Origin of the sequence: Sedimentibacter acidaminivorans (assembly GCF_017873955.1) — a bacterium.
GTDB classification, from domain to species: domain Bacteria; phylum Bacillota; class Clostridia; order Tissierellales; family Sedimentibacteraceae; genus Sedimentibacter; species Sedimentibacter acidaminivorans.
The window spans coordinates 65,547-91,846 of record NZ_JAGGKS010000001.1 but is presented as its reverse complement, the minus strand read 5'-3'; the positions used below and the strand labels follow the sequence as shown (position 1 = coordinate 91,846).

The 26,300-nt window shown below is 31.0% G+C and carries 25 protein-coding genes and 1 pseudogene; 23 read left to right on the top strand and 3 right to left on the bottom strand.

Translation table 11 applies throughout. From position 1 onward, the window contains the following. Nucleotides 1–42: 42 nt before the first annotated feature. The 3 genes from megL to pepD all read left to right on the top strand — a co-directional run bounded on the left by megL (nucleotide 43) and on the right by pepD (nucleotide 4,366). Nucleotides 43–1,242 carry a methionine gamma-lyase gene (gene megL / locus J2Z76_RS00455; RefSeq protein ID WP_209510019.1) on the top strand — a complete coding sequence of 400 codons (1,200 nt, stop codon included), beginning with the start codon at nucleotides 43–45 and terminating at the stop codon, nucleotides 1,240–1,242. A gap of 158 nt (nucleotides 1,243–1,400) precedes the next feature. Beyond that, a complete protein-coding gene (locus J2Z76_RS00450) occupies nucleotides 1,401–2,789 on the top strand; it encodes an ATP-binding protein (RefSeq protein ID WP_209510018.1) in 1,389 nt (462 codons plus the stop codon). Between the two features lie 128 nt (nucleotides 2,790–2,917). Next, the gene (gene pepD, locus J2Z76_RS00445; protein WP_209510017.1) at nucleotides 2,918–4,366 is read left to right on the top strand and encodes a beta-Ala-His dipeptidase; all 1,449 of its coding nucleotides are present in this window, start codon (nucleotides 2,918–2,920) and stop codon (nucleotides 4,364–4,366) included. Nucleotides 4,367–4,576: 210 nt separating this feature from the next. Here the strand turns inward: pepD and J2Z76_RS00440 are convergent, their stop codons facing one another. Continuing rightward, the gene (locus J2Z76_RS00440; protein WP_209510016.1) at nucleotides 4,577–5,137 is read right to left on the bottom strand and encodes a tyrosine-type recombinase/integrase; all 561 of its coding nucleotides are present in this window, start codon (nucleotides 5,135–5,137) and stop codon (nucleotides 4,577–4,579) included. Nucleotides 5,138–5,330: 193 nt separating this feature from the next. Between J2Z76_RS00440 and J2Z76_RS16925 the strand changes: the two genes are divergently transcribed. From J2Z76_RS16925 to J2Z76_RS00400, 8 genes are all read left to right on the top strand, one after another. Next, nucleotides 5,331–6,305 (top strand): HD-GYP domain-containing protein, encoded by a 975-nt coding sequence (locus tag J2Z76_RS16925; protein ID WP_209510015.1) that lies wholly within the window; start codon nucleotides 5,331–5,333, stop codon nucleotides 6,303–6,305. Nucleotides 6,306–6,885: 580 nt separating this feature from the next. Further along, on the top strand, nucleotides 6,886–7,830 hold the full coding sequence (locus tag J2Z76_RS00430) for a dimethylarginine dimethylaminohydrolase family protein (protein WP_209510014.1): 945 nt from the start codon (nucleotides 6,886–6,888) through the stop codon (nucleotides 7,828–7,830). A 101-nt stretch (nucleotides 7,831–7,931) separates the two neighbouring features. After that, entirely contained in the window at nucleotides 7,932–8,756 is an 825-nt protein-coding gene (locus J2Z76_RS00425; protein WP_209510013.1) for a transporter substrate-binding domain-containing protein, read from the top strand. A 111-nt stretch (nucleotides 8,757–8,867) separates the two neighbouring features. Further along, on the top strand, nucleotides 8,868–9,521 hold the full coding sequence (locus J2Z76_RS00420) for an amino acid ABC transporter permease (protein ID WP_245210251.1): 654 nt from the start codon (nucleotides 8,868–8,870) through the stop codon (nucleotides 9,519–9,521). An 11-nt stretch (nucleotides 9,522–9,532) separates the two neighbouring features. Beyond that, nucleotides 9,533–10,264, top strand: a complete 732-nt coding sequence (locus J2Z76_RS00415; RefSeq protein ID WP_425347552.1) for an amino acid ABC transporter ATP-binding protein — start codon at nucleotides 9,533–9,535, stop codon at nucleotides 10,262–10,264. Between the two features lie 220 nt (nucleotides 10,265–10,484). Beyond that, the gene (locus tag J2Z76_RS00410; RefSeq protein ID WP_209510010.1) at nucleotides 10,485–11,219 is read left to right on the top strand and encodes a nitroreductase family protein; all 735 of its coding nucleotides are present in this window, start codon (nucleotides 10,485–10,487) and stop codon (nucleotides 11,217–11,219) included. Between the two features lie 153 nt (nucleotides 11,220–11,372). Next, the gene (locus J2Z76_RS00405; RefSeq protein ID WP_209510009.1) at nucleotides 11,373–11,801 is read left to right on the top strand and encodes a DUF1893 domain-containing protein; all 429 of its coding nucleotides are present in this window, start codon (nucleotides 11,373–11,375) and stop codon (nucleotides 11,799–11,801) included. A 4-nt stretch (nucleotides 11,802–11,805) separates the two neighbouring features. Next, nucleotides 11,806–12,222 carry a DUF3842 family protein gene (locus tag J2Z76_RS00400; RefSeq protein WP_209510008.1) on the top strand — a complete coding sequence of 139 codons (417 nt, stop codon included), beginning with the start codon at nucleotides 11,806–11,808 and terminating at the stop codon, nucleotides 12,220–12,222. Between the two features lie 119 nt (nucleotides 12,223–12,341). On the opposite strand, the gene J2Z76_RS00395 is transcribed toward J2Z76_RS00400, so the two are convergent. Then, on the bottom strand, nucleotides 12,342–12,818 hold the full coding sequence (locus tag J2Z76_RS00395; protein WP_209510007.1) for a hypothetical protein: 477 nt from the start codon (nucleotides 12,816–12,818) through the stop codon (nucleotides 12,342–12,344). A gap of 183 nt (nucleotides 12,819–13,001) precedes the next feature. On the opposite strand from J2Z76_RS00395, the gene J2Z76_RS00390 reads away from it, so the two are divergent. Together J2Z76_RS00390 and J2Z76_RS00385 are read left to right on the top strand one after the other, a co-directional pair. Continuing rightward, nucleotides 13,002–13,604 carry an RNA polymerase sigma factor gene (locus J2Z76_RS00390; protein WP_209510006.1) on the top strand — a complete coding sequence of 201 codons (603 nt, stop codon included), beginning with the start codon at nucleotides 13,002–13,004 and terminating at the stop codon, nucleotides 13,602–13,604. Beyond that, the gene (locus J2Z76_RS00385) at nucleotides 13,588–13,731 is read left to right on the top strand and encodes a YvrJ family protein (protein ID WP_209510005.1); all 144 of its coding nucleotides are present in this window, start codon (nucleotides 13,588–13,590) and stop codon (nucleotides 13,729–13,731) included. The genes J2Z76_RS00390 and J2Z76_RS00385 overlap by 17 nt, the downstream gene beginning before the upstream one ends. 65 nt (nucleotides 13,732–13,796) lie before the next feature. On the opposite strand, the gene J2Z76_RS00380 is transcribed toward J2Z76_RS00385, so the two are convergent. After that, complete coding sequence (locus tag J2Z76_RS00380) at nucleotides 13,797–15,200, bottom strand: YfcC family protein (protein ID WP_209510004.1); 1,404 nt, start codon at nucleotides 15,198–15,200, stop codon at nucleotides 13,797–13,799. A 411-nt stretch (nucleotides 15,201–15,611) separates the two neighbouring features. Between J2Z76_RS00380 and yabP the strand changes: the two genes are divergently transcribed. The 10 genes and pseudogenes from yabP to J2Z76_RS16760 form a co-directional block, all read left to right on the top strand. Then, complete coding sequence (yabP, locus tag J2Z76_RS00375) at nucleotides 15,612–15,884, top strand: sporulation protein YabP (RefSeq protein ID WP_209510003.1); 273 nt, start codon at nucleotides 15,612–15,614, stop codon at nucleotides 15,882–15,884. Nucleotides 15,885–15,896: 12 nt separating this feature from the next. Next, nucleotides 15,897–16,496, top strand: coding sequence for a spore cortex biosynthesis protein YabQ (yabQ, locus tag J2Z76_RS00370; RefSeq protein WP_209510002.1), 600 nt, complete (start codon nucleotides 15,897–15,899; stop codon nucleotides 16,494–16,496). After that, nucleotides 16,450–16,923 carry an FtsB family cell division protein gene (locus J2Z76_RS00365; protein WP_209510001.1) on the top strand — a complete coding sequence of 158 codons (474 nt, stop codon included), beginning with the start codon at nucleotides 16,450–16,452 and terminating at the stop codon, nucleotides 16,921–16,923. The genes yabQ and J2Z76_RS00365 overlap by 47 nt, the downstream gene beginning before the upstream one ends. 131 nt (nucleotides 16,924–17,054) lie before the next feature. Continuing rightward, entirely contained in the window at nucleotides 17,055–18,614 is a 1,560-nt protein-coding gene (locus J2Z76_RS00360; RefSeq protein ID WP_209510000.1) for a PP2C family protein-serine/threonine phosphatase, read from the top strand. 325 nt (nucleotides 18,615–18,939) lie between these two features. Further along, nucleotides 18,940–19,770, top strand: coding sequence for an MBL fold metallo-hydrolase (locus J2Z76_RS00355; protein ID WP_209509999.1), 831 nt, complete (start codon nucleotides 18,940–18,942; stop codon nucleotides 19,768–19,770). A gap of 38 nt (nucleotides 19,771–19,808) precedes the next feature. Next, complete coding sequence (locus J2Z76_RS00350) at nucleotides 19,809–20,648, top strand: amidohydrolase family protein (protein ID WP_209509998.1); 840 nt, start codon at nucleotides 19,809–19,811, stop codon at nucleotides 20,646–20,648. A 235-nt stretch (nucleotides 20,649–20,883) separates the two neighbouring features. Next, nucleotides 20,884–22,272 carry a tRNA lysidine(34) synthetase TilS gene (gene tilS / locus J2Z76_RS00345; protein WP_209509997.1) on the top strand — a complete coding sequence of 463 codons (1,389 nt, stop codon included), beginning with the start codon at nucleotides 20,884–20,886 and terminating at the stop codon, nucleotides 22,270–22,272. Beyond that, nucleotides 22,262–22,801: a hypoxanthine phosphoribosyltransferase gene (gene hpt / locus J2Z76_RS00340; protein ID WP_209509996.1), complete on the top strand. Its 540-nt coding sequence runs from the start codon at nucleotides 22,262–22,264 to the stop codon at nucleotides 22,799–22,801. The genes tilS and hpt overlap by 11 nt, the downstream gene beginning before the upstream one ends. 108 nt (nucleotides 22,802–22,909) lie before the next feature. Beyond that, complete coding sequence (gene ftsH / locus J2Z76_RS00335; RefSeq protein ID WP_209510529.1) at nucleotides 22,910–24,721, top strand: ATP-dependent zinc metalloprotease FtsH; 1,812 nt, start codon at nucleotides 22,910–22,912, stop codon at nucleotides 24,719–24,721. 372 nt (nucleotides 24,722–25,093) lie between these two features. Next, nucleotides 25,094–26,215, top strand: a pseudogene (locus J2Z76_RS16760) (exosporium glycoprotein BclB-related protein); the annotation flags it as partial. Nucleotides 26,216–26,300 lie beyond the last annotated feature (85 nt).

The following is a 26,300-nucleotide window of genomic DNA, read 5'->3' as shown; positions in this document are numbered from 1 at the left end:
ATTCAAATTTAAATTAAATAAAAATAGAGGGGGAATAAATTAATGAACAATGAAAAAATGAATAAAATGAGTTTTGCAACAAGGGCGGTACACGCTGGTTATCAAAAAAATGAGCATGGTGCATTAGCCACTCCAATATATCAAACTTCAACTTTTATGTTTGATTCAGCGGAGCAAGGCGGAAAAAGATTTGCTTTAGAGGAAAGTGGATACATTTATACTAGGTTAGGAAATCCAACAAATACACAAGTTGAGGATAAGCTAGCAAGTTTAGAAAATGCTGAAGCTGCAGTATCAATGGCTTCTGGTATAGGTGCCATTACATCAGTAATATGGTCTGCAGTTAAAGGTGGGGATCATATTATAGCTGCCAAAACATTGTATGGTTGTACATTTGCATTTTTAAATCACGGTATATCAAAGTTTGGTGTTGAAGTAACTTTTGTTGATACATCTGATCCTGAAAACGTTCGTAAAGCTATTAAACCTAATACAAAGTTAGTTTATCTAGAAAGTCCTGCAAATCCCAATATGCTTATTACTGATATTGGAGAAATATCTAAGATAGCTCACGAACATGAAGGTTGTATAGTTGTAGTTGATAATACATATTGTACCCCATATATTCAAAGACCATTGGACTTAGGTGCTGATGTGGTTGTTCATTCAGCAACTAAATATTTAAATGGACATGGCGATGTAATTGCTGGATTTGCTGCAGGCAAATTAGAGTTTATTAATCAAGTTAGACTTTTTGGAATTAAAGATATGACAGGTTCATGTTTGAGTCCGTTTGATGCTTATTTAATTAACAGGGGAATGAAAACATTGAATATTAGGATGGATAGACATTGCGCTAATGCACAAAAAGTTGCAGAGTTTCTTGAAGAACATCCAGCAGTTGATGCAATTTATTATCCTGGATTAAAGAGTTTCCCTCAATATGAATTAGCTAAAAAACAAATGAAGTTACCAGGCGCTATGATAGCATTTGAACTTAAAGGTGGATTTGATGCAGGTAAAATGTTAATGAATAATTTGGAACTATGTATTCTAGCGGTAAGCTTGGGAGATACTGAAACATTAATCCAGCATCCGGCTTCTATGACTCATTCACCTTATACATCAGAAGAAAGGGCTTTGTGTGGAATATCAGAAGGATTAGTAAGGTTATCAATTGGGTTAGAAGATCCAGATGATATAATAGCGGATTTAAAGCAAGCTTTAGATAAGTTAATTTAGATTAAATAAGTGAGAGGGATTATTTAATTATAAATAACAAGAAAATAGGCAAAGTTATAATATGCCTATTTTTTTGTTGTTCACCTTTCAAAATTAGTCGAAAAGTTATACTTGAAATTATTATAATTTAAAGTATAATTATAATGAGGTGATAAGAAATGATAAAGTTTGTTAATCGAAACAAAGAATACAAATTTTTGGAAGATGAATATAATAGAGATAGTTCTTCCCTTGTAATACTCTATGGTAGAAGAAGAGTAGGAAAAACTGCTCTAGCATCAGAATTTATAAAAGAAAAAAATGCTTTATATTTTCTTGTTACAGAGGAGTCCGAGGCACAAAATAGATTAGCTTTCAAAAACATGACAGCAGATTTCATACATAATAATCTTCTTAAAAATGCAAATATAGACAATTGGGATATAATATTTCAGTCAATTTTAGATTATGAGTCAAATTGCAAGAAGGTTATTGTTATAGATGAATTTCAGAACCTTGGAAAATCAAATTCTGCATTCCCGTCAATTTTTCAGAAAATATGGGATACAATGCTTAAAGACAAGAATATTATGGTTATACTATGTGGTTCTTTGATATCAATGATGGAATCGCAGACTTTAAATTATACAAGTCCACTTTATGGCAGGCGAACGGGTCAAATTAAGCTAAAGCAAATACCATTTACACATTATCACGAGTTTTTTCCAGATAAGAGTCGTAAAGAGCTTATTGAATATTATGCAATTACAGGTGGTGTTCCAAAGTATATAGAACTTTTCTATGATTATAAGGATATTTATACTGCAATTGAAAAAAATGTGATTTCTAAATCTAGTTTTTTATATGATGAACCAAATTTCTTACTTCAAAGGGAAGTTTCAGAGATAGGAAGCTACTTTTCAGTTATAAAGACAATAGCTGCAGGGAATGAAAAGCTTTCTAAAATTGCTGCTTCGCTTGAACTTAAACAAACTGGGTTAACGAAATATCTGAAAACATTAATAAACCTTGATATAATAGAACGTGAAGTGCCTATTACTGAAGAAAATCCAGAAAAAAGCAAACGAGGGCTTTACAAAATTAATGATAATTTCATGCTGTTTTGGTTTAGATTTATATATCCTAATTTAAGTTTTATTGAATCTGGCAATGACGGCTTAGCAATGGATAAAATACGAAACAATCTAATTGATAGACATGTTAGTTACATATATGAGGATGTTTGTATCGAGGAAATGTGGAATTTGAATTCAGCTAAGAAGTGGAATTTCTACTTTGATAGAGTCGGGAGATGGTGGAATAACAATACTGAAATAGACATAGTTGCATTTGATAGTACTGGCAATGATATAATATTTGGAGAATGTAAATATTGGGTAAATAAAGTAGGTGTTGATGTTCTTAAATCTCTTGAAGAAAAAGGAAAATCTGTTGAATGGAAAAAGAATAATCGAAAAAATTGGTACATAATATTCAGCATAAACGGATTTACTGATGATTTAATAGAATTAGCAAATAATAGGGAAGATTTACTGCTTTGGCAGTAAATTGTTATAGTGCTGACATAAAAGAAAAACAAGTAAAACAATGAAAAATCTAACACGAATTTTCATATAAAAATATAGTAAGATATTACTCTTTAATACTACAAATTTGAAAGGAAAGTGACTACAAAATGAATATACCAAATAATGAGAAAGTAATAAGTTTTTTTAGAGAAATTTCAAAAATTCCAAGAGAAACATGCAAAGAAAAGCAAATAAGTGATTATTTATTAAATTTCGCTAATGAAAGAAAATTAGAGGTTAGTCAAGATGAATTATATAATATAATAATCAAGAAAAAATCAAATATTAAAAATTTCAATGGACCTGCTGTAATTTTACAGGGGCACATGGATATGGTTTATGTAAAGGCAGCTGATAGCAACCATTTATATGAAAACGGAATTGAAATCATTGAAAAAGATGGTTATCTTTATGGAAATAAAACAACGTTGGGAGCTGATAATGGTATTGCTGTAGCTTATTGCTTAGCGATTTTAGATTCATCTGACATTAAGCATCCTGATTTGGAGGTTATTATAACTGTTCAAGAGGAAGGAGGGCTTGTAGGGGCTCAAATTCTTAATACTGAAGCTATTAAGGGTAAGTATTTGATAAATCTTGATGCAGAAGAGGAAGGAGTAGTTTTTACAAGCTGTGCTGGCGGTATAAGAAATTATGTTAATATTCCTACCTTTAAAGAAAATGTAGACAGCAAAACCTTAATGTCAATAAACATATCAGGTCTAAAGGGCGGACATTCGGGTATGGAAATAGATTTAGAAAGGGGCAATGCCATTAAATTAATGGCAAGACTTTTATATAATTTAAATAATGATGATTTATATTTATGTTCTATTAACAGTATCGGTAAAGCAAATGCTATTCCTAATAATGCCTATGTAACAATTGCAATTTCAAATGGTATGGTTGAAAATATTACAGATAGAATTAATGAAATTGAAAATGTTTTTAAAAAAGAATTATTTAATTCAGATGAAGTTAATATTAAAATTGACCAAATTTATGTAGAAAGTGGAAAAATAAATGTTTACTCAAAGGATACAAAAAATAAAATTATAAATATTTTGATGCTTATGCCAAATGGAGTTATAAATAAAAGTATGTCTATACCTGGATTGGTGCAAACATCAATAAATGTAGGTTCTTTGGAAGAAAACGAAGATAATATTTCGATTTTGAGTTCAATTAGAAGTTCCGTAGGAAGTCAAAAATATAATGTTGCAGACAATATTAAAATAATTGCTGAAACTTACTCAGTAGGATGCAAGTTCTTTAGTGATTATCCTGAATGGGAGTATAAAACTGAATCAAGATTAAGAAATTTGTTTTCTGATATATATATGGAAGTTTTTCAAAAGAAGTCAACATTTACGGCAATTCATGCAGGTCTAGAATGCGGATATTTAGATGAAAAATTAAATGATGTTGATATAATTTCAATTGGACCAAATGTGTATGAAGTTCACACAATAAATGAGCATGTAAGTATTGAATCGATAAAAAATGTTTGGGTTGTTTTAGTTGAATTATTAGAAAGATTATCTGAGCAAAATTAAGAGAAGTTCATAAAGAGACTGCCTACTACGTCCTATTTTTAGCGTATAAAGAATATTATACCATAAAATGCAACAATATAGTAAATATGTTGCATTTTAATAATGCAAAATATTCACTATTTATCATTATATTTTATATGTACTATTGTGTCAATAATTTTGTAAAATAAACCATTTTATTACAAATAGTTGTTTTTATTAGCAAATATTCTACAATTGTACTATCGAGTATAACTCATCTTTTTGATCTTGATTAATCCCAATATACCGTAATGTAACACTTGGGGAACTATGATTAAATGTGTCCATAATAAGCCCTATATTATATTTAGATATTTTATAAGTCCAGTAACCCCAAGTCTTTCGCAAACTATGGGTGCCAAAATTTTCAATACCTAAAACGCCGGCTCCTTCTTTTAATACTTTATAAACTTGTATTCTTCCTACATATCCACCTTTTTGACTGTGAAAAAGATAATCTTCCATTGACAAATTATAAGATTTTACATAAGTATTTAAACATTTTCTGAGGGTCTCATTTAATTTGATTTTCCTTTGTTTAGATGTTTTTTGTTCAGTGATTGTTAGGTGGTCTTTGAATTGCCACTTTTCACTATAAATATCACTTGTTTTAAGCGAAATTATATCGCTAATTCTTAATCCTGTATTAATTCCAACTTTAAATAGTAGTGCATACTTAGGATTAACTCCATTTAAATAGTTGTAAAGCTGTTTAATTTTAGCCTTTTCTCTAATTGGTTCAACTGTCATATCACATAATCTCCTTTAATGCATCTTTTTATATCCATATTATATAAAATGTTAAAAAATTAATACTGCTTTTTAATGGAAAAACATACTCCTGCTTCAAAAATACCTTAATTTTAGGGGATTCTGCATAAAAATAAATGCAACATATTTACTATTATGTTGTATTTACTAAAATGATAGGGATGTGAATGATGTGGGGGATGTAAAGCCGATTTATTCAATAGCAGATGATGCTTTGAGTATAGATAAATTAATAAATGAAAATGCATTGAGGGAAAATTGCAAAATTTGTCTAAAGTTAGAAAATAAAGAAGAATTAATTAGTTTTTTTCGAACATCGTTAGTTAACCAACGATGCCTATACTGTCGATTTAAACGTTATGAGATTAAAACCCACGCTCATATTATTAAATCAATTAACTATTCTATTTTTTTATCTAAAATTAAAAATTGCTTATCTTTTAAACAAGCTAACGGTTTTTTTGAAAAAAATGATTTTGATGTTATGGAATTATCAAAACATATTAAAGAAATTTCAGTTATACATGAGATTTTTTATATAGCTATGGATGTTTTGGCTGAAATAAATAATAGAGAGACAATAAATCATATGAAAAGAACTATGTTATATGTAAAAGAATTGGTTGAATTACTTTCGGAAAGTGAAGAATATAATAAAATTTTAACTAAAGAAGTGGTTGATTTAATTGTGGCTTCAGCTTTGATCCATGATATTGGAAAAATTGGTATACCTCAATACATACTTATGAAAACAGAAAAATTAACAAAACAAGAGTTTGATATTATAAAAAATCATACAATCCTTGGATTGGAAACTATTGTATGGGCAGAGAATTGTGTTGAAGAAATTAAACCATTTCTTAGTTATGCAAAAGAGATGGTTTGTTTTCATCATGAAAGATGGGATGGGAGTGGATATCCATATGGAACCTCAGGTAATAATATTCCTGTTTCTGCGAGGATTATGGCAGTAGCTGATGCATACGATGCTCTTACAAGTGAAAGAGTTTACAAGGAGGTAATTGAACATGAAGCTGCTGTTAAAATAATATTAGAAAATTCAGGAACACATTTTGATCCTGACATAGTCATAGCTTTTGAAAAATTACAACATACGTTCAAGGAAATTAGTAAAAAACATATATAGAATTATTAATGTCTAGAATCAGTATTGATTACATACATTTATTCTTACGGTAAAATGTAAATTCTTTTAACAAAAAAACTATTAGCGTATAATAGTTTTTTTGTTATTAAGTTAATTGCTGATTTTTCAGATAATTCTTGTGTTGCAAGTTTTTAATATACTAAAAAAGCTTAAGTTGCAAATATGTATAGTCTTCTCTTGTCACAAGGTAAAAGGAAGAGTTATATGCAAATATTAGAAAAGAAAATTTAATGAATATAATAGACTGGCTATGATTGTAAATATATATTATAGTCGGTTTTTTAATTCAAATTTTGCACATGTATAGTGTAACAAAATAGTAAAATATAAATTCAACATATGAATTAATATACAGTATGGAAATGCAAGGTGATAAAACATGAATATAAAAAAATATGAAATTTGCAAAAAATCCTATTGACATAACTCGTGACTGGTTGTATAATATCAAATATTATTGAATAAATAAAATAAAAAGTGAATAATAATAAAATTAATTCATATGATGTATACGTCTAGAATAAATAAAAATTTTACATAATAATGGGAGGACGAATTTATGGGTTCTATTGATGAGAAGCCAAATGTAATACCTGGCGATAAATGGTTTCCAAAGGAGACAAATTTTGAAGAGGATATGCCACTTTACTGGGGAGATTGGGGAGTTGGTTCTGAAGTTGATGATTTGAAGGCTGTTTTAATGAGGAGACCTGGAAAGGAAATTGAAAATTTTGACTATGATTTGGTCAGATATAGGGATAATGTAGATGTTGAATTATTTAGAAAACAACACGATGTATTGACTCAGATATACAAAGACTATGGTGTGAAAGTTTATTATGTAGAGGAACAACGTGATGATAGACCTAATGCTGTATATTGTAGAGATTTAATGTTTATGACACCAGAAGGAGCAATTGTAACTAGACCGGGAATGGCAGCTAGACGTGGAGAAGAACGGTATGTGGCTCAAGCATTAGCTAAACTGGGAGTTCCTATTCTTAGAACTATTAATGGAGATGGTATATTTGAAGGGGCTAATGCAATGTGGGTTAATAGAAAAACGGTAATTCTTGCTACTAGTAGCAGAACTAATAAATCAGGTTATGAACAGGTTGAATATGAACTAAAAAGAATGGGTGTTGATGATATCATTCATATGCAGATACCTTCAAGTAATATTCATATAGATGGGTTGTTAAATTTTGCAAGTAATGATGTAGCAATGGTTCACGCTTCGCAAGTGCCATATGATGTATGTAATGCATTGAGAAAAAAGGGAATAAAGATATTAGAAGCTCCATCTGCTAAGGAAGTAGTAGATACACTTGGATGCAATTTTGTTGCTATTAAGCCTGGAGTGATTGTACAAGCAGCTAATAATCCAATGTGTAAAAAGCTATTAGAGGATAATGGTATAAAAGTAATATCTATCGAGATGTCCGAATTTTTAAAAGGTAGAGGGACTGTTCACTGTTCAACTGCTTTTCTGAAGAGAGGTTAAATTATTTTGGCGGTTAGTAACTGGAATTGATTTTAGAAAAAAGATTTTACTTGGTATTAATAAAATTAATATAGAAATTTAAAATTATGGAGGAAGAAAAAATGAAAAAAATTATTTCTATTATTATGATTGCATTATTAGTATTTTCACTTGTTGGTTGTTCTTTAGGAAATACTGCAACTGCAAGTAAAGATGTTTCTACAATAGAAAAGATTCAAAAAAACGGTAAGCTTGTAATTGGTACTGCACCTGGATATATACCTTTTGAAATGAAAGATGTAAATGGAAACTTTGTTGGATATGATATTGATATCGCAAATGCAATGGGAGCATCTCTTGGAGTTCCTGTAGAGTTCAAGCAATATGAGTTTTCTGGACTTATACCTGCACTTCAAACTGGTGATATAGATATGATATTAGGAGCAATGACTATAAGAGGTGACCGTGCCTTAGCAGTAAGCTTCAGTAATCCATATTATGCAACTGGACAAGTTTTAATGATTCCTACTTCTGATACAACTACAAAGTCTTGGCAAGATTTAGATGTTGCAGGCAAAAAAATAGCAGTTGGACAAGGAACAACAGGTGCATTACTTGCAAAGCAACTTTACAAAAATGCAGAAGTTGTTGATTATGCAGATTTCCCAACAGCTGGTATGGCTTTAAATCAAGGCAAAGCAGATGGAGTTATCTATGATGAGCCACCAATAAGACAATATGAAATAATGTATAGCGACAAGATAAAAGGAATCTATGATTTGATTTCAGCAGAAAATCTTGGTATTCCTGTTAAATTAAATGATTTGGAAACAGTACAATGGGTTAATTCATTCTTGGAAGGATATAAAAATGGTCCAGCGGATTTACAATCAATTGATAAATGGTTCCACTCAACTGATTGGATGTCAACTATAGAAAATAAATAAAATGTAAACGGTAAAAAATGTATAAACAAAAAGTATTAAATGGTGTTTACTATCTATGTACTAAACATTGATAGTAAACATTTTTTTAATCAATTAGAAGGGGGAAAAGCTTTGACATTAAATTGGTCTGTAGTAACTCAAAATTTAGGAATATTTTTTGAAGGTGCTGCATTAACTTTGCAGATATCGGCATTGGCTTTAATTATTAGTATTCCTATTGGTGTTATAATAGGTTTACTCAGAGTTTCAAATAATAAAATATTATCTTTAATTGCAGTTTTATATGTTGAATTTATGCGTGGGGTACCGCTTTTAGTACTATTGATTTGGATTTATTTTGTAATGGGACAGTTTTTAAATTTAGGTGCTTATTGGTCTGCTGTTTTAGGATTAGCAATATTTTCTGGAGCCTTCATTGCAGAAATTGTAAGGTCTGGTATTCAATCGGTTCCTCGTGGACAGATGGAAGCAGCTCGTTCATCGGGAATGTCATATATGAAAGCTATGATGCTCGTTATTTTGCCACAGGCTGTAAGAACAGTTTTACCACCTATGGCTTCGCAATTTATAATTCTTATTAAAGATTCATCATTAGTTTCAACTATATCGGTAGTTGATTTGACACTTGTAGGGAAAAATCTGGTAGCAACTACTTTTCGTTCATTAGAAGTGTGGACTTTTATAGCACTATTATATTTTGTTATGACATTTACTTTGTCACAGATTATCAGATATTATGAGCGTAAATATACAATTAAACAGTGAAATGAGGTGTTATATTGATTTCAATTAAAAATGTATCTAAATACTATGGAAAAAATCAAGTTTTAAAAAATATAAATTTAGAAATACCAGAACAAAATGTTTATGCAATCATAGGTCCCAGCGGTGCGGGAAAGAGCACTTTGATAAGAACTATTAATGCTTTGGAAAAAATTCAAGATGGAGAAATTATTGTAGATGGCGTAAGTATTAATAATCCTAAAACTGATATCAATAAGGCCCGTGCTAATATTGGATTTGTTTTTCAATCATTTAATCTCTATTCTCATTTAACTGCCCTGCAAAATGTAACACTAGCGCCTATTAATGTTAAAAAGGTCAATAAAGATAAAGCTGAAAAAAAAGGCAAAGAAATTCTTGTTTCCTTGGGATTGGCTGATAAATTTGAATCATATCCAGCACAGTTATCAGGAGGACAACAACAGCGTGTAGCTATTGCAAGGTCATTAGCAATGGATCCAAAACTAATGCTTTTTGATGAACCGACATCAGCTTTAGACCCGGAAATGATAAAGGAAGTACTAGATGTTATGAGAAACCTTGCGAAAACAGGTATGACTATGGCTGTTGTTACTCATGAAATGGGTTTTGCAAGAGAAATATGCGATCAGATAGTTTTTATGGATGCTGGAAGTATAGTTGAAATAGCAACTCCGGAGGTGTTTTTCTCTAATCCGAAAACGGATAGGGCTCGAGATTTTTTGAGTAAAGTTTTGAACCATTAGAATTTAAGTTATTTAACAAAGCGCGAAACTTATATATTGTGTTTCGCGTTAATTTATTTCTAGAGAGGTTTGCTATACATTACTGTTAATATTAATTTTAGCATTGATAAATTATTTATATTAATTATAATAATTTTAATAAATAGTTTAAAATATTGTAATTATGGGTAATATTAAAGAAAATAATATTATAAGACAAATACATTACAGGAGAAAAATTATGAATGAAACTATTAATTTGCTATTAAATCACATGTCAATTAGGAGATACAAAGACAAGCCAATTGATAGAGAAACTGTCGATACAATTATTAAATGCGCTCAAATGGCACCTACTTCAAGTCATTTTCAAGCATATACAATTATTGAGGTTAGAGAGCAATCAAAAAAGAATATGCTTTCTGAAATAGCTGGTGATCAGACATGGGTTACAAAGGCACCGTTGGTATTATTGTTTTGTGCAGATTTAAATAGAGGAAAAAAATATTTCAAAGAAACAGATAAAGAGGTATTTAGCAATACAGAAAGTTATACGGTTGCAGTTGTTGATGCAAGTTTAGCTATGCAAAAAGCATATATTGCATCTGAAAGTTTAGGTTTAGGTGGAGTTGTTGTTGGTGGTATTAGAAATGATGTGGAAGCAATTTCAAAAGAATTTAAGTTGCCTGATATGGTTGCACCATTGTTTTTATTGTGTTTAGGGTATCCAGACGAGATTCCAGGATTGAAACCACGATTGCCTCAAGAAGAAATACATAAAATTAATTTTTATGATGACGTAAAACAAGATCAGCTAATCAATGAATTTGATGAAACGGTTAGTAAATATTATATGGAACGAACAAATGGAAAGATAAATGATAATTGGACGAGTAGATGCGGTAAGGCTTTAATGGCTAAAAATCGGGATAGTGTAGGAACCTTTTTTAGAAAAATTGGATTATTGAAAAAATAAATCGCACAACAGCAAACATAATGGTAATATGTATGTTGAGAATTCTAAGTTTATCGTCTCTGAAAGGGACAATTATTATTGATATAGATAAATAACTTGAAAAATAATGGGATTTATTATATAATCAATAAAATCTCGAAGTAGGAGTTGTTTATGAAAGATATTGACATCGCTAAAGAATTGCTAGAAGAAGAACAGCTAACTTTAGCTATAGTGAAAAACGGAAAAATAATTTTTACCAGCAAGGAAAAAGGTATAAAACCTTTGTTTACAGCGGTGAGTGAGCTTAAAGAAGAAATTAGAGACTCAAGCATTGCAGACAGGGTTACAGGAAAAGCAGCAGCAATGCTTTGTGTGTATGCTGAAATCAAGGAACTGTGCACAAAGGTTTTGTCTGAAAATGCAGTAGAAGTACTTTCAGATTCATCGGTTGTGTATGAATTTGAGAAATCTACACCACATATTAAGAATCGTGACAGAACTGGAATGTGCCCTATAGAAACACTATCACTCAAATCCAATAATATTCAGGAGCTACTATTAAACATATCAAATTTCTTAGAAGGTATAAAAAAGGAATGATAATATGAAAATAGCTGTTATTGATGGAAAGGGTGGAGGTATTGGAAGTCAAGTTGTAGAAAGATTGAAGTCTTTAAAAAATAATGATATTGAAATCATTGCACTTGGAACGAATTCTCAAGCAACTTCTAATATGATAAAATCAGGGGCAGATGATGGTGCGACTGGAGAGAACGCTGTAGTTTGGATGAGTAGTAAAGTTGATATAATAATTGGACCATTAGCAATTATTTCAGCTAATTCAATGATGGGTGAGATTAGTCCTAAAATGGCAGAGGCTATTGCAATTAGTGATGCTAGAAAATTATTGTTACCATTGAGTAAATGTAATATGGATATAATTGGATTGAAAGATTTACAGTTTAAAACAATGTTTAGTGAATTATTGGAAACAGTAAAAAAAATATTAGATGAAAAATAACACCATGAAGAGTTACTTTGCTAAGAAGTAATAACTTTATGGTTTTTTTATTTTAGTAGTAACTGCATAAACGGTACTCATTTTATGAGTACCGTTTATTAATTTTTTAGTCTTATCAACTATTTATAGTTTCTCTCTTTATAAATATCCTTTGCGATTCTTGCATAAAGCATCATTCTTTTTAGAGAAGACAAGCTTTGTCTAGTTTGTATTTCTCTTTCGGATTTCATTAAAATTGCAGCAGTTTTATTCTTTTCGTATATATCTTTAATTGTATTTACATCAATATATCCATAAGCTGCATCGTGGGAAAATAAAGGTTCTCTAACATTTATATAGATATAAATTAACTCATCGTTAACTACAATTGGGACTTTATTTGTAATTCCTAGCTCTGAACCATAATTCAATCTGTTGTGATATAAGCTTATATTATAAAAGTCTGCTAAATTTTTAATACAAGTGTCAATTGTGGTGGTATTAATAAAAGCAGATTCGGTAGTTATTATTTCCGTACAATTACCTACATCATTCACGTAAATTGGTAGCATGGCATCAATTTTGTTATATTTTAAAAGATTTTTTACATTCTTCATTTCTATCAATCCTTAATAAATACTTGAATTTAAACATATTTTTAATGTTGTAATTTATCCATTTGCTTCACCTTATATGAAATACTCCCTATTTTACTAATTTATTACTAAACTATATAATGTTGTTATTTCATAATTGTAGTTGCAAAAAAATTTGCGACTCAAGAATAGGAGTACTAAAAAATGGACGCTGATATTAATTATATTATTCTAGAATCTTTAAAAGGGGACAAAAAATCCCAAGAAATTTTATTATCTAAATTGCATCCACTAATATATAAAAATATTTATAGATACTATAGTCATGATGACCATATTGTAGAAGATTTAGTTCAAGAGGGATATGTGGTTATACTGAAATCATTGAAAAGCTATGAAGAAAACAAAGGAGTTCACTTTTTGGGATATATAAAATCAAACCTATTTTATTTTTATAAAAACTATTATAGGGATACTAAAAATCAAAGAAATACTATTAGTTTAAACCAAAATATTGGAAAACAGGGTAATAGTCAAGAATTAGGTAGTATGTTGATAGGTTGTGCTCTTGATCCAATTGAGGAAGTAGTGCTAAAAGATGAAATTAATGAACTTTTGTCTAATGTTAAAAAGTTATCTAAAAAAGAACAAAAAATTATAAGTATGTTTTATATAGATGAACTTGAAATTAAAGAAATATCTAGTCAATTGCAAAAAGCTTACAGGACTGTTGTTTGGAGAAAATATACGACTTTGAGAAAACTAAAAAAATTAATGGGTGGTGACAATCATGGAGGAACTTTTTAAGCAAATAGCTAATTTAGGATTTCCTATAGTCGTTACGATATTTTTATTAGTTCGTATAGAAAATAAACTTGATCAATTATCGGAGTGCATACATGAGCTTACGGCAGCTATAAAAAGCATGAAATGAGATAAAACGCTAAAAAAACGGAGTTGTAATGATGAGTACAACCCCGTTTTTTAGTTTGTATAACTTTAGAATGGTCCATAAGTAATAGCTGTAGCAATTACCATAAACACTGCAGCCATTAATGTCCACAATATGATTAGAGGCCATACAAATTTTACCCAGCTATCATATTTAATTTTAGCAACAGATAAGTTTGCTAAAAGAACTCCTGATGTAGGGACAATAGAATTAGATATACCATCACCAAATTGATAAGCAAGAACAGCTGTTTGTCTAGTTAAGCCAATTACATCTGCGAGAGGTGTCATTATAGGCATTGTAGTTGCTGCTTGACCTGAACCTGAAGGAATGAAAAAGTTTATAAATGATTGTACAACCAGCATACCCACTGCACTGATACTTTTTGGAAGCATAGTAATAGCTGATGCTAATCCATTTACAATTGAATCTAGAATAAGACCACTTTCCATAATTACGAGCATTCCTCTTGCAACACCAACAACTATTGCACCTGTAGTCATTTCCTTAGCTCCGAGAATAAATTCCTTAGCTATTTCATTTACGTTCATTCCACCAACTAAACCAGCTATAATTCCCATAGCTATAAATATTGCAGCAATTTCTGTAATGTACCATCCATATTTAAATACTCCAAATATTAATAATACCATTCCTAGTGCAAATACTAATAGTACCATAACGTGTTTTTTTGTCATTTCCATTACATTGCTTAAATCAATAACATGGTCTTTTTCTTCTTGCTCAAGATCATATACTATGCTTAATTCAGGATTAGCTTTTACCTTGTTTGCATATCTGTATATATAAGCAATTACAAGTACTAGTGAAGCAACCCATATAACAAGTCTTAACTCTATACCTGTAAATAAAGGTATCTCAGCAATTCCTTGTGCTACACCAACAGTAAAAGGATTCATAAATCCAGATGTAAAACCAACGGCAGCTCCTAGTGATACAATTGCCATACCTACTACTGCATCATAGCCAAGAGCTCGTGATAGTGCAATACCAATTGGTACAAAAACAATTGCTTCTTCGGCCATACCAATAGTTCCACCACCAATGGAAAATATTAATACTATCAATGGGATTAGCAGTTTTTCTTTTCCTTTTAAACTTACTGCAATTTTACTTATTCCAGCTTCAATAGCCCCTGTTTGAGTAATAATATTAAAGGATCCACCAACAATAAATATAAAAAACACAATACTTTGAGCTGCACCTAGTCCTTTTGGTACCGCTTTAAAAACATCAAATATAGTTGCAGGATTAGATTCAACTGATGAATATGAACTAGGGTCAACAACAGTTCTTCCTCCAACATCAACTCTCTCGAATTGTCCTGCCGGTATTACATAAGTAAGTATAGCCATAATAATAATCATTAAAAATAGTATTACATAACTGTGTGGAACACGGGATTTTTTCTTTTCCTTTGTCTTCTCCATGAAAACCTCCTGATTTTTATTTTTTTTAATAAACCATAATAAAAGACACAAATTCACCTCCTTTTTGCTATTCGGTTTATAATTTTTTATAAATATAGCATATTTCTTATTAAGTTGCAAGTAAAATTTATAAATATTTTTAAATTATAATACATTATCAACTGCCGCTATTATATGGGTGATAAAATTTTACTATGATTTAATAGCAACAAAAAACAGTAATAGTATCTTATCAAAAAAAGTTATTTATATTTATAGAAAAAGCTATAATTATGCATTGTTTAAAAAATATATATGTAATGCTTATTATATATTTATGAAGAAAACATATTTTTATATCAGTTATATTTTTATAATTTAGTTCATATAATTTATTAATCGAGCTATATTCTATGATTAGGGGGATTTTATATGGATGATAAAGTAATTCAAAGCTTATTGCTTGAAAATAAAGAAACTTTAAATGTTACAGGTGTTGAAGGAGTAGATAACTTTAATGATGAGACTGTTATTTTGCTAACAAACAAAGGTAAGTTAACAATAAAAGGCCAAAGACTTAATATTAGCAAACTAAATGTTGATGAGGGTAAACTCATGGTTAAAGGGGATATTAATGTTCTAATATATTCTGACGATGATAGCAATAAGGAAAAAGTAAGTTTTATAAAGAAATTATTTAAGTAGAGAATATTAGTTATGGACTTTTTACCTTACTCTCAAGAATACATGCTCATGGTATCCATAATGGGGGGAATGTTTCTCGGATTCATTTGGGATGTTTACAGGCTTATACGACATTATGTAAAATTTGGTGTGATTGGTACTGCTGTTGGTGATATAGCTTATTGGATTGTTAGCGTTTATTTAAGTATACAAATAATATATGAAATAAGTTATGGTAATTTAAGATTTTTTATACTTATGGGATTTTTGCTGGGTGCACTTCTGTATTTTTATGGAATAAGCAATTATATCCTCAAAATTTTTATTTTTTGTATTGATTTTATAATATCATTAATTAGTAAATTTATATCATTTATGATTTATCCAATGAAATTTCTAATTGGAAAGATAAAGAAAATTTTAAAACCAGTTAAAATTAAAGTAGAAATAGGAGTAAATAAAGCAAAAAGAAGATATAAGTTTTTTAAATTCAAGTTAAAAAAGGTTTCCAAAAAAAGAAAAATGATATATAATAAAAAGAAGCAAATGAGGAAGGTAAAAGCTAGAAAAAGGAGGCATAAGATAAATGAACGAAGACCAAAAGATAATCGAGTTAAAAAACAGAATAAGTAATGATGATTTTAGAAGAAGAGAAATGGAAATTAAACAAAATAAGAGAAGAAATAAAAGAGAAACTCCAAAAAAGAAGAAAAACAAATTAAATGTATTTAACTTATTTTTTGTTATCTTTGTTTTATATTTTGCTTATACTGCTTTTAATCAAACTCAGATGATTAATAATTTAGATGTGCAAATTGCACAAAAAACTTTGGAAAAATCAGATGCAGAAAAAGAAGCAAATAAACTAAAGCAAGATGTAGAAAAAATCAGTAATGATGATGCCCTTTTGGATTTAATTGAAGAAGTGGCTAGAGATCAATATAAAATGGTAAAGCCAAATGAAATTATATATATTGATAAAAATAAAAATGATAATAAGTTTATAAAAGGAATAGGATTTGATGATGAAACAACAGGTGATGATATAATAAATAATTAAATATCAAATCTTAAAGTATATTATATATAGAATGCTCGCTTTATAAAAATTTATAAGGCGAGCATTTTTTGACACTTTTCTACATGTATATCTGCTAACATAGTGATTAATACTTATAGGGGTGGGGGATTATGTTAGATAGAGCGAATGAAAAAAAGTATGATTTAAATTTTATTTCTTTGAGTTTAAAAAATGGATTTGAACACATAAAAAACAATTGGCTAGTTTTGTTAGTGTGTTTTTTTATTTCTAGATATACCATCATAGGTGAAATATTTCCTTTTTCAATTATTGTGTTAAGTTTATATTATTATATCAATGGACCTTCTGTAGTTGCTCTTTTAGTGTCTGAATTTTCTGTACTATCGGTGGAGTTTAGTTTTGTTTACACAGTTATGCTAATTGCGATTTACTTGTTCTTTTATAATTTTAGAAACGATGAAAAGAAACCCATTGTTATTATATCAGCATATTCAGCAATCGTTTTATTTAGCTCTAAAACATCAATTTTGATTGTTGATGGTTTCAATGTAACTGGAGTATTGTTAAATGTGTTTGAAGCACTTTTTATTTTTAGTAGCATTATATTAGTAAATGAAGGAATCAATATTATTGAGAAGGTCAAATTAAATAGGAAAAAAGAAAATATTCATTCTTTTAAAGAACATGAATCTAAAAAAAATATAATTAATAAAGAAATTAAAGCTGTAGCGGCTGCCACCGCTTCTGATACTGTAACTAAGAGATATAGAAGAGTATCAAGAACGAAATCATCTGACCAAAAATTACTAAATATTTTTACAGACAAAGCAAAAGATAAAATTAAAGAACAGCTTTTGTGGGAAAATATAAATGTTAAGTATTTAGAAATAATATCTGGAAATAAAGGTTCGATTTTTTTAAGCGTTACTATTAAGTCTGAAAAAACTCCTGAACAATCAGAGGAATCAATTATATTTGCGGTTAGAAATATATGCGGCGTTAGAGTAAAATGCACTGAGAAAATTACAGCTTCGCAAAATTATTATGTTTTAAAATTTAAGAATGTGAATAGGGTTAAGATTAAAACATATGTAGCAAAAGCTACAAAAGATGGAAGTCCGATGTCAGGTGATAGTTATTACTATGCAGGCAAATCGGACAAGTACTATACTGTTTTATGTGATGGTATTGGTTCTGGAGTAGATGCTTTTAATGAAAGTAATGGTACTGTTGGAATGCTATCTAGGTTTCTTTATACTGATTTCACAGAAGAACAAACTATTAAAACTTTGAACTCTCTCTTGATGTTAAAGTTTGATGATGAAAGATATGTTACTTTTGATCTTCATATTATAGATTACGGGTTAAAAGAAATTAGGCTTTATAAAGCTGGCTCTTCACCTTCATTCATATTAAGTGGTGGTGTTTTAGAGAAAGTTGAAAGTAAAAGTCTTCCAATGGGCATACTCGATAATTTTGAATACAACATGTTTAAAAGAACTATTAGAAAAGGAGATATAATTATAATGATTTCAGATGGAATAATTGATTCGATTAATCTAGATAATAAGAAATCATTAGAAAGATATTTGGAAACATTAAGGGAAAAGGATCCACAAATGATTGCAAATTCAATATTAAGTTTCGCTCTTAGAGGGCAAAATACAATAATAGATGATATGACTGTTCTAGTAACTAAAATAGGATAAGCTCTGGTGAATTCCATCATGATTAGTCGGCTGATTGTATAAGCTTGACTGTAATACCGAAAGTTAACCTCTCGTCCTTTATATAGGACGGGAGGTTTTATATGATATATCAATTAATAGTTCCTAGAAATGGAAATTTAGATAAATTAGAAATATTAGTGAGTTGTCAGAAAAATCTTTTTCTGATAGAATAAGTATACTAGAAGCTTTAGAAAAAAGAGTTGTAAAAGAAGTAATAGATAAGGGAGACGTATATAATGATAAAAGTAATTGCTAAAAACACCCAAAAATTTAATTTATATATACCTGAAGTGGAGATGATAATATGAAAACACAAAAATTTCAAGCAACCGCCCCAAGTACGATTCAAATGAGGGAAGATGATTTTAAATTGCAAAATTCAACTTCAGTGTATTGGTTAGGCTCTGGAGGAATATTAATAAATAGCCGTGGTACTATAATTATGATTGACCCAGTTATTTGCACAGACCCTCAGAATAGTTCAATGAGTGAAACTGGTCAGACTTTATTAGTAAGTTCACCAATAGTTCCATCGAAAATTAAAAAAGTTGATGCAGTATTATATACACATTCTGATTATGACCACCTAGGAGAGTTAAGTGCAATTGAATTATCAAAAAAAGGTACTGTGTTTCATGGTACTGAATTTGTTTCTAATAAACTTAAGTCGTTTGAAATAGATAGTGCTAGCATCATTAGCCATGAAATTGGTTCAACTTTTAGAATTGGTGATATAGAAATTACACTTACTCGTGCTTCGCATTCTTGGCAGGAAAATAGACCTGAGTTTGATTGGTGTTTTGGACCAGATGACTGCTGCGGATTTTTTATGAAAACATGTGATGGTAATATATGGGCACCAGGTGATTCCAAATTGTTAGATGAGCATTTGCAAATGAAAGATGTAGATTTAATGTTTATAGATTTTTCAAATGATGAATATCACTTTGGTTTTGAAAATTCTATATTGCTTGCAAATACATTGTTGGATACGAAACTTATAATGTATCATTACGGAACATATTATAATCCAGATAAAGATGCCTTTAATGCCAATCCAAAGGATGTAGAGGGCAAAATTGTTAATCCAAACAGGCTGCATATATTAGCCCCAGGAGAAAAATACAATCTCTAACAAAGATTAAGGATAAAAATTAAAGGAGTAAATAATAAATGAATATTTTTGATGAACCTAAAATTGATTGTCATAACCATATTTTCGATCCTGTACAATTTCCATATAAAGATAGTGTTGCATATCACCCTAAGGGACATGAAATTAGTACAGCTAAACAATTATTACAATTATTTGAGGCGTATGGACTGAGTTATGCTTTGGTAGTGGGTCCAAATTCTGGATATGCCACTGATAATAGATGTTTATTAGATTCTATAGCAAGAAGTGATGGTAAATTTAAAGGAATTGCAGTAGTAGAAAATGATGTTGAATTGTCAGAGCTTCAACGTTTGAAGAAAGCTGGAATTGTTGGGGTTGCTTTTAATACTTCAGCTATGGGTACAAATTATTATTTGAATACTAGAGAACTTTTAGGAAAACTTGAAAAGCTAGACATGTTTTTGCAAGTTCAATTTGAGGGAGATGAAGTTTTACCTTTGATGCCATTGCTTGAGGGTTCAAGTGTTCGATTATTAATTGACCATTGTGGCAAACCAATTTTAAAAAATGGTATAGAACAAGCTGGTTTTCAATCACTACTAAAGCTCGGTCGAACTGGTCGTGCCACTATTAAGCTATCTGGATACGAAAAATTTTCAAATGAATCTGTTCCTTATTGTGATGCATGGCCATATGTTTATAAATTGGTAGAAGATTTTGGTTTGGACAATTGTATTTGGGGTTCTGATTGGCCATTTTTAAGAGCACCAGAGAGAATTGATTATGGTACATTATTGAAGACTGTTGAGAAGCTTTTCCCTAATGCTAATGATAGAAGAAAAGTGTTGTATGATAATGCATTTAAGTTGTTTGGTTTTGGAAGTGCAAATAGTTAAGAAATTAAGACCTTGAAACTCATTGTATTTGCAGTGGATTTTAGGGTTGTTGTGTATTTAAAAAATTGCGTAATGGTTTTACTTTTTTTATTTTTATTAATCCATTGATGATTGATTTTTTAATAGTATTGTGATATTTTTTATATAGCTATCAAAAGGAAAGTTTAAAAAATATTTTTAATTTGCTTTTTTATGTGATATAATTACAGACATGTATTAGATAAGAGGATAAAATATGTATAATTTAGTAAAATATAATATATTACAAAACAATTTAATAAATCAAGGAGACAATGTTTTAATTGGTTTTTCAGGTGGACCTGATTCTGTTTTCTTGTTTCATAATTTGAGGTTGTTAAAGGAAACTTTAAGTTTTAATCTGTATGCTTCTCATATAAACCATATGTATAGAGGCGAGGATGCAGACCACGATGAAGATTTTGTCCGAGCTTTATGTATCCAATACGGTGTTAAATTATTTGTTAAAAGAAAAAATGCCACTGAATACGCAAATGAACTTCATGTAACTGAAGAAGAGGCAGGTCGAATTTTGAGGTATAATTTTTTTAGAGACAATTTAAAGTCTATTGGTGGTGGAAAAATTGCTGTAGCTCACAATCTTAACGACCAAGCAGAGACAGTATTACAACGTATTATTAGGGGAACGGGCATTGATGGCTTGGGTGCTATGTCATTAGTGAAAGATGATATAATTAGGCCGATACTTAATGTAAAAAGAAGTGTTATAGAAAAATATTTAAAAGAAAATAGGTATGAGTTTTGTACAGATAAAACAAATACTCAGGCGATTTATGGTAGAAACAAAATTAGATTAAATTTGATACCATATCTAGAAAAGGAGTTTAATCCTAATATTCAGAATACTCTATTCCGTATGTCCGAGATAATGGATAAGGACAGTAAAATCATTGAGAAGTATATAAATATAAAATATCAAGACATATTACTAAAAGAAAATGAAAATGAAATATTTTTTGACTTGTATAAATTAAAAAATATGGAAGACTACGAAGTAGGTAGAATTGTTAGAAAAGCAATTGAACTTTTAAAAGGACACGCAAATAATATTGAAATGAAGCATATAGAGTATGCTAATGAATTTATTAGAAATGGCAAAACAGGCAAAAAAATTGATTTGTCAGAGGGTTTAATTGTAGAAATTAGCTATAATAATTTAGTAATTAGGAAAAATATTGAAAAAGTTGAACATTTTGAATATAATATCAAAGTCGACTTGCCATTACATATTAGAGAAATAGGGAAGACTATTGTTTGTGAAATTCTAGAATCATCTGATTATGTTTTTAATAATAAGAAAAGTTTTAGTATTGATTACGACAAGATAATAGGAAATTTAGTTGCTAGGAATAGAATATCAGGTGACAATATAATTCCATGTGGAATGACTGGAAGAAAAAAATTAAAGGATATTTTTATTGATATGAAAGTGCCTGCAGAAAAGAGAGATAAAACACTTATAATTGCAGATGAAAGTAATATAATATGGGTTGAAGGCTATAGAATTCACAATAACTATAAAGTTTCATCCTCAACAAGAAAAATATTAAAAGTAACTATAATGGAGGAGAAAGATGAACAATGACATTAAAAAGATTCTCATTGATGAGGATTCCTTACAAGCAAAGGTAAAAGAACTTGGTGCTAAAATAGCAGAGGATTATAAAGGAAAGGATTTACTTTTAATATGTGTATTAAAAGGAGCTGTTGTTTTCGTTAGTGATTTAATGAAAAGAATAGACTTGCCTTTAGAGATTGATTTTATGGCAGTTTCAAGCTATGGCTGTGATACTAAATCTTCAGGAGTAGTTAGAATATTGAAAGATTTAGATAAGGGCATTGAAGGCAAACACATACTTATAGTAGAGGATATAATTGACTCAGGTTTAACTTTATCTTATTTAATAGAAAATTTAAAGGCAAGAGGTCCTGAATCTGTAGAAATATGTACAATTCTTGATAAGCCAGACAGAAGGACAGCAAATATTAATATAAAATACACTGGATTCCAAGTTCCAGATGAATTCGTTGTAGGTTATGGGCTTGATTATGCTGAAAAATATAGAAATTTACCTTATGTTGCAGTATTAAAGGAAGAAGTTTATTCGGAATAGGAATTATAGTTAATAAAATATTTGTAATATAAAATTCTATATGTTACAATATTAGGGTGGAAATTTAAGGGTCTTTTAGACAGAAGGAGGCTATAATTGAAAGGGTTTATGCGTAGCATAGCGATGTACATAGTTATATTCGCTGTGATAATTTTAATAGTAAAAAGTATGGTTGAACCAGTAGCACAAGTTCAGCAGATAACTTATAGTGAACTTATAGTTCAAGTAGAAAATGAAAATGTTAAGTCATTAACCTTCACAGAAAGTGAAGTGAAGGGAGTTTACAATGACGATACACCTTTTACATCATATGTACCAAGTATTTTTGTCTTTTCTTCAGGATTTTATGATAAATATCTTGCAGATAAGGTTGAAGATGGTAGTATAGTAATTGAGGGAAAACCAGTTCCGGCAACACCATTGTGGGTACAAATATTGCCTACGTTGGGAATGCTTGTTTTATTAGGAGTTTTGTGGTTTGTTTTCATGCGTCAGTCCCAAGGTGGAGGAGCAGGAAAAGCAATGTCATTTGGAAAAAGCAGGGCAAAGCTTCATAAGGATGACGACCCAGACAAAAAAATTACTTTTGCTGATGTAGCAGGTTTGGATGAAGAAAAAGAAGAGTTGAGCGAAATTGTGGATTTTTTAAAAAATCCAGTTAAATTTATTAAACTAGGTGCTCGTATTCCTAAAGGAGTATTGTTAGTTGGACCTCCTGGAACAGGTAAAACATATTTGTCAAAGGCAGTTTCTGGTGAAGCTGGAGTTCCGTTTTTTAGTATAAGTGGTTCTGACTTTGTTGAAATGTTTGTCGGCGTTGGAGCATCAAGAGTAAGGGATTTGTTTGATCAAGCTAAAAAAAGTTCACCTTGTATAGTGTTTATTGATGAAATAGATGCAGTTGGTAGAAAAAGAGGCGCTGGAATGGGCGGCGGCAATGATGAAAGAGAACAGACATTAAATCAGTTGTTAGTTGAAATGGATGGATTTGGTGGAAATGAAGGAATTATCATAATAGCTGCTACAAACAGACCTGATATACTTGATCCAGCCTTATTAAGGCCAGGTAGATTCGATAGACAAGTTCATGTTGGTTTACCTGATGTTAAAGCAAGAGAAGAAATATTGAAAATTCACGTAAAAAAGAAGCCATTAGGCGAAGACATAGATTTAGAAGTTGTTGCAAAAAGAACACCAGGATTTACTCCTGCTGATTTGGAAAATGCTATGAATGAAGCTGCGTTATTGTCAGCAAGACACAATAAAACTTTAATAACAATGGATACAATTGAAGAAGCAATAACTAAGGTAATTGCAGGTCCTGAAAAAAGGAGCAAGGTAATTAGTGATAGTGAAAGAAAGCTTACAGCGTTTCACGAAGCTGGTCACGCGGTTGTTGCTAAGCTATCGTCTTCAAAAGACCCAGTTCATATGATAACTATTATTCCGAGAGGTGGTGCTGGTGGATTCACAATGTATTTACCAGAGGAAGATAGGTCGTATGCATCAAAATCTGAGATGGAAGAAAATATTGTTAGGTTATTAGGTGGAAGAGTAGCAGAAAAATTGGCCCTTAATGATATATCAACAGGTGCTTCTAATGATATTGAAAGAGCTACTAAAATTGCAAGAGCAATGGTAACTACTTATGGTATGAGTGATGCTCTTGGACCTATGGCATATGGAACAAATGATGATGAGATATTCTTAGGTAGAGATTTTAATAAGATGAGAAATTACAGTGAAGAAGTTGCAGCTAAAATAGACAATGAGATGCGTAGAATAATTGATACTGCATACGATAAGACTGAAGGATTATTAAGTGAAAATTTTGAAAAACTTGAAAGAGTAGCTAAAGCTCTATTAGAAAAAGAAACAATATCAGGTAAAGAGTTTGATGCTTTGTTTGAAGGAATATAATTTATATTGATAATTTAGGGTACACATAATAGGATACTAATATAATTGTAAGGTACGCATTTATGCGTACCTTTTTAATTTGTCAATATTCAAATTTTCCTGCAAATAAAAGAACTGCGCTTTATAAACTTCTAAGGTAACAGATTGACAGGCTGTTCATATATTATTATAAATAGTTAAAAAATAATTTATATAGCTATTTTATTAATTGGAGGAAGATTTATGAGTTTTTATGATAGAGATTTTAATTACATGCAGGAACAATGGGATCGTGAGCAAGATTGTAATGATTCTTGTGGGTGTCCACCAATTGACCCATGCGACAATCATTGGCATAATCCATGTCACAATCAGTATTGTTGTTGCTGTGTAGGACCAAGAGGTCCGAGAGGGCCACAAGGTCCGCAAGGCCCATTTGGTCCTCAAGGGCCAAGGGGTCCTCAAGGGTTAAGAGGTCCAGTGGGTCCAACGGGAGCAACGGGAGCAACGGGAGCAACGGGAGCAACGGGAGCAACGGGAGCAACGGGCGCAACAGGACCACAAGGCCCAATAGGACCACAAGGTCCAATTGGAGCAACAGGAGCAACAGGAGCAACAGGTCCACAAGGACCAATAGGACCAATAGGACCAATAGGGCCTGTAGGGCCAACGGGTGCAACCGGAGCAACCGGACAAACGGGGCCAATAGGTCCAACAGGAGCAGTAGGTCCAACAGGTCCAATAGGTCCAACAGGTCCAGTAGGTCCAACAGGAGCAACAGGTCCAATAGGTCCAATAGGCCCAACAGGAGCAGTAGGTCCAACAGGTCCAATAGGCCCAACAGGTCCAACAGGTCCAATAGGTCCGACAGGTCCAATAGGTCCGACGGGTCCAATAGGTCCGACAGGAGCAGTAGGTCCAACAGGTCCAATAGGCCCAACAGGTCCGACAGGTCCAATAGGCCCAACAGGAGCAGTAGGTCCAACAGGACCAATAGGCCCAACAGGACCTGGAGCAATTATACCTTTTGCTTCAGGCGGAGTAACAACTTTGACCACAGTTTTGGGTGGATTGGCAGGAACTCAGGCACTTGTGGGATTTGGGAGCAATGATGTTGCTTTAATTGTTGGTGGACTGATTGATGTTACTGGAAGCTCCAGTCTCGCTTTCTCAGTGCCAAGAGATGGTGTGATAACTTCAATGGCTGCGTATTATAGTATTGCAGCTGCAGCATCCCTCGTTGGAAGTACTGTTACAATTACAGCACAGTTGTACAGTTCAACCACACCAAATGATAGCTTCGCACTTGTTCCAGGTGCAACTGTAACTCTTGCTCCTCCGCTTACAGGAACTGTAGCAGTTGGAACAACTTCAAGTGGGATAACTACTGGACTTTCAATACCTGTTACGGCGGGCACTCGTCTTATGTATGTTCTTTCAGCTAGTGTTACAGCTGGTATTGATATAGCAACAATACTCACTGGGTTTGTCAGTGGAGGTCTTGGTATTGATTAGGTTTAAGGGAAATTAAAATTAATATTCCCTGGAAAATTAATAGAACTGTTCTATATTAGGACAGTTCTATTAATAATAAATCTGA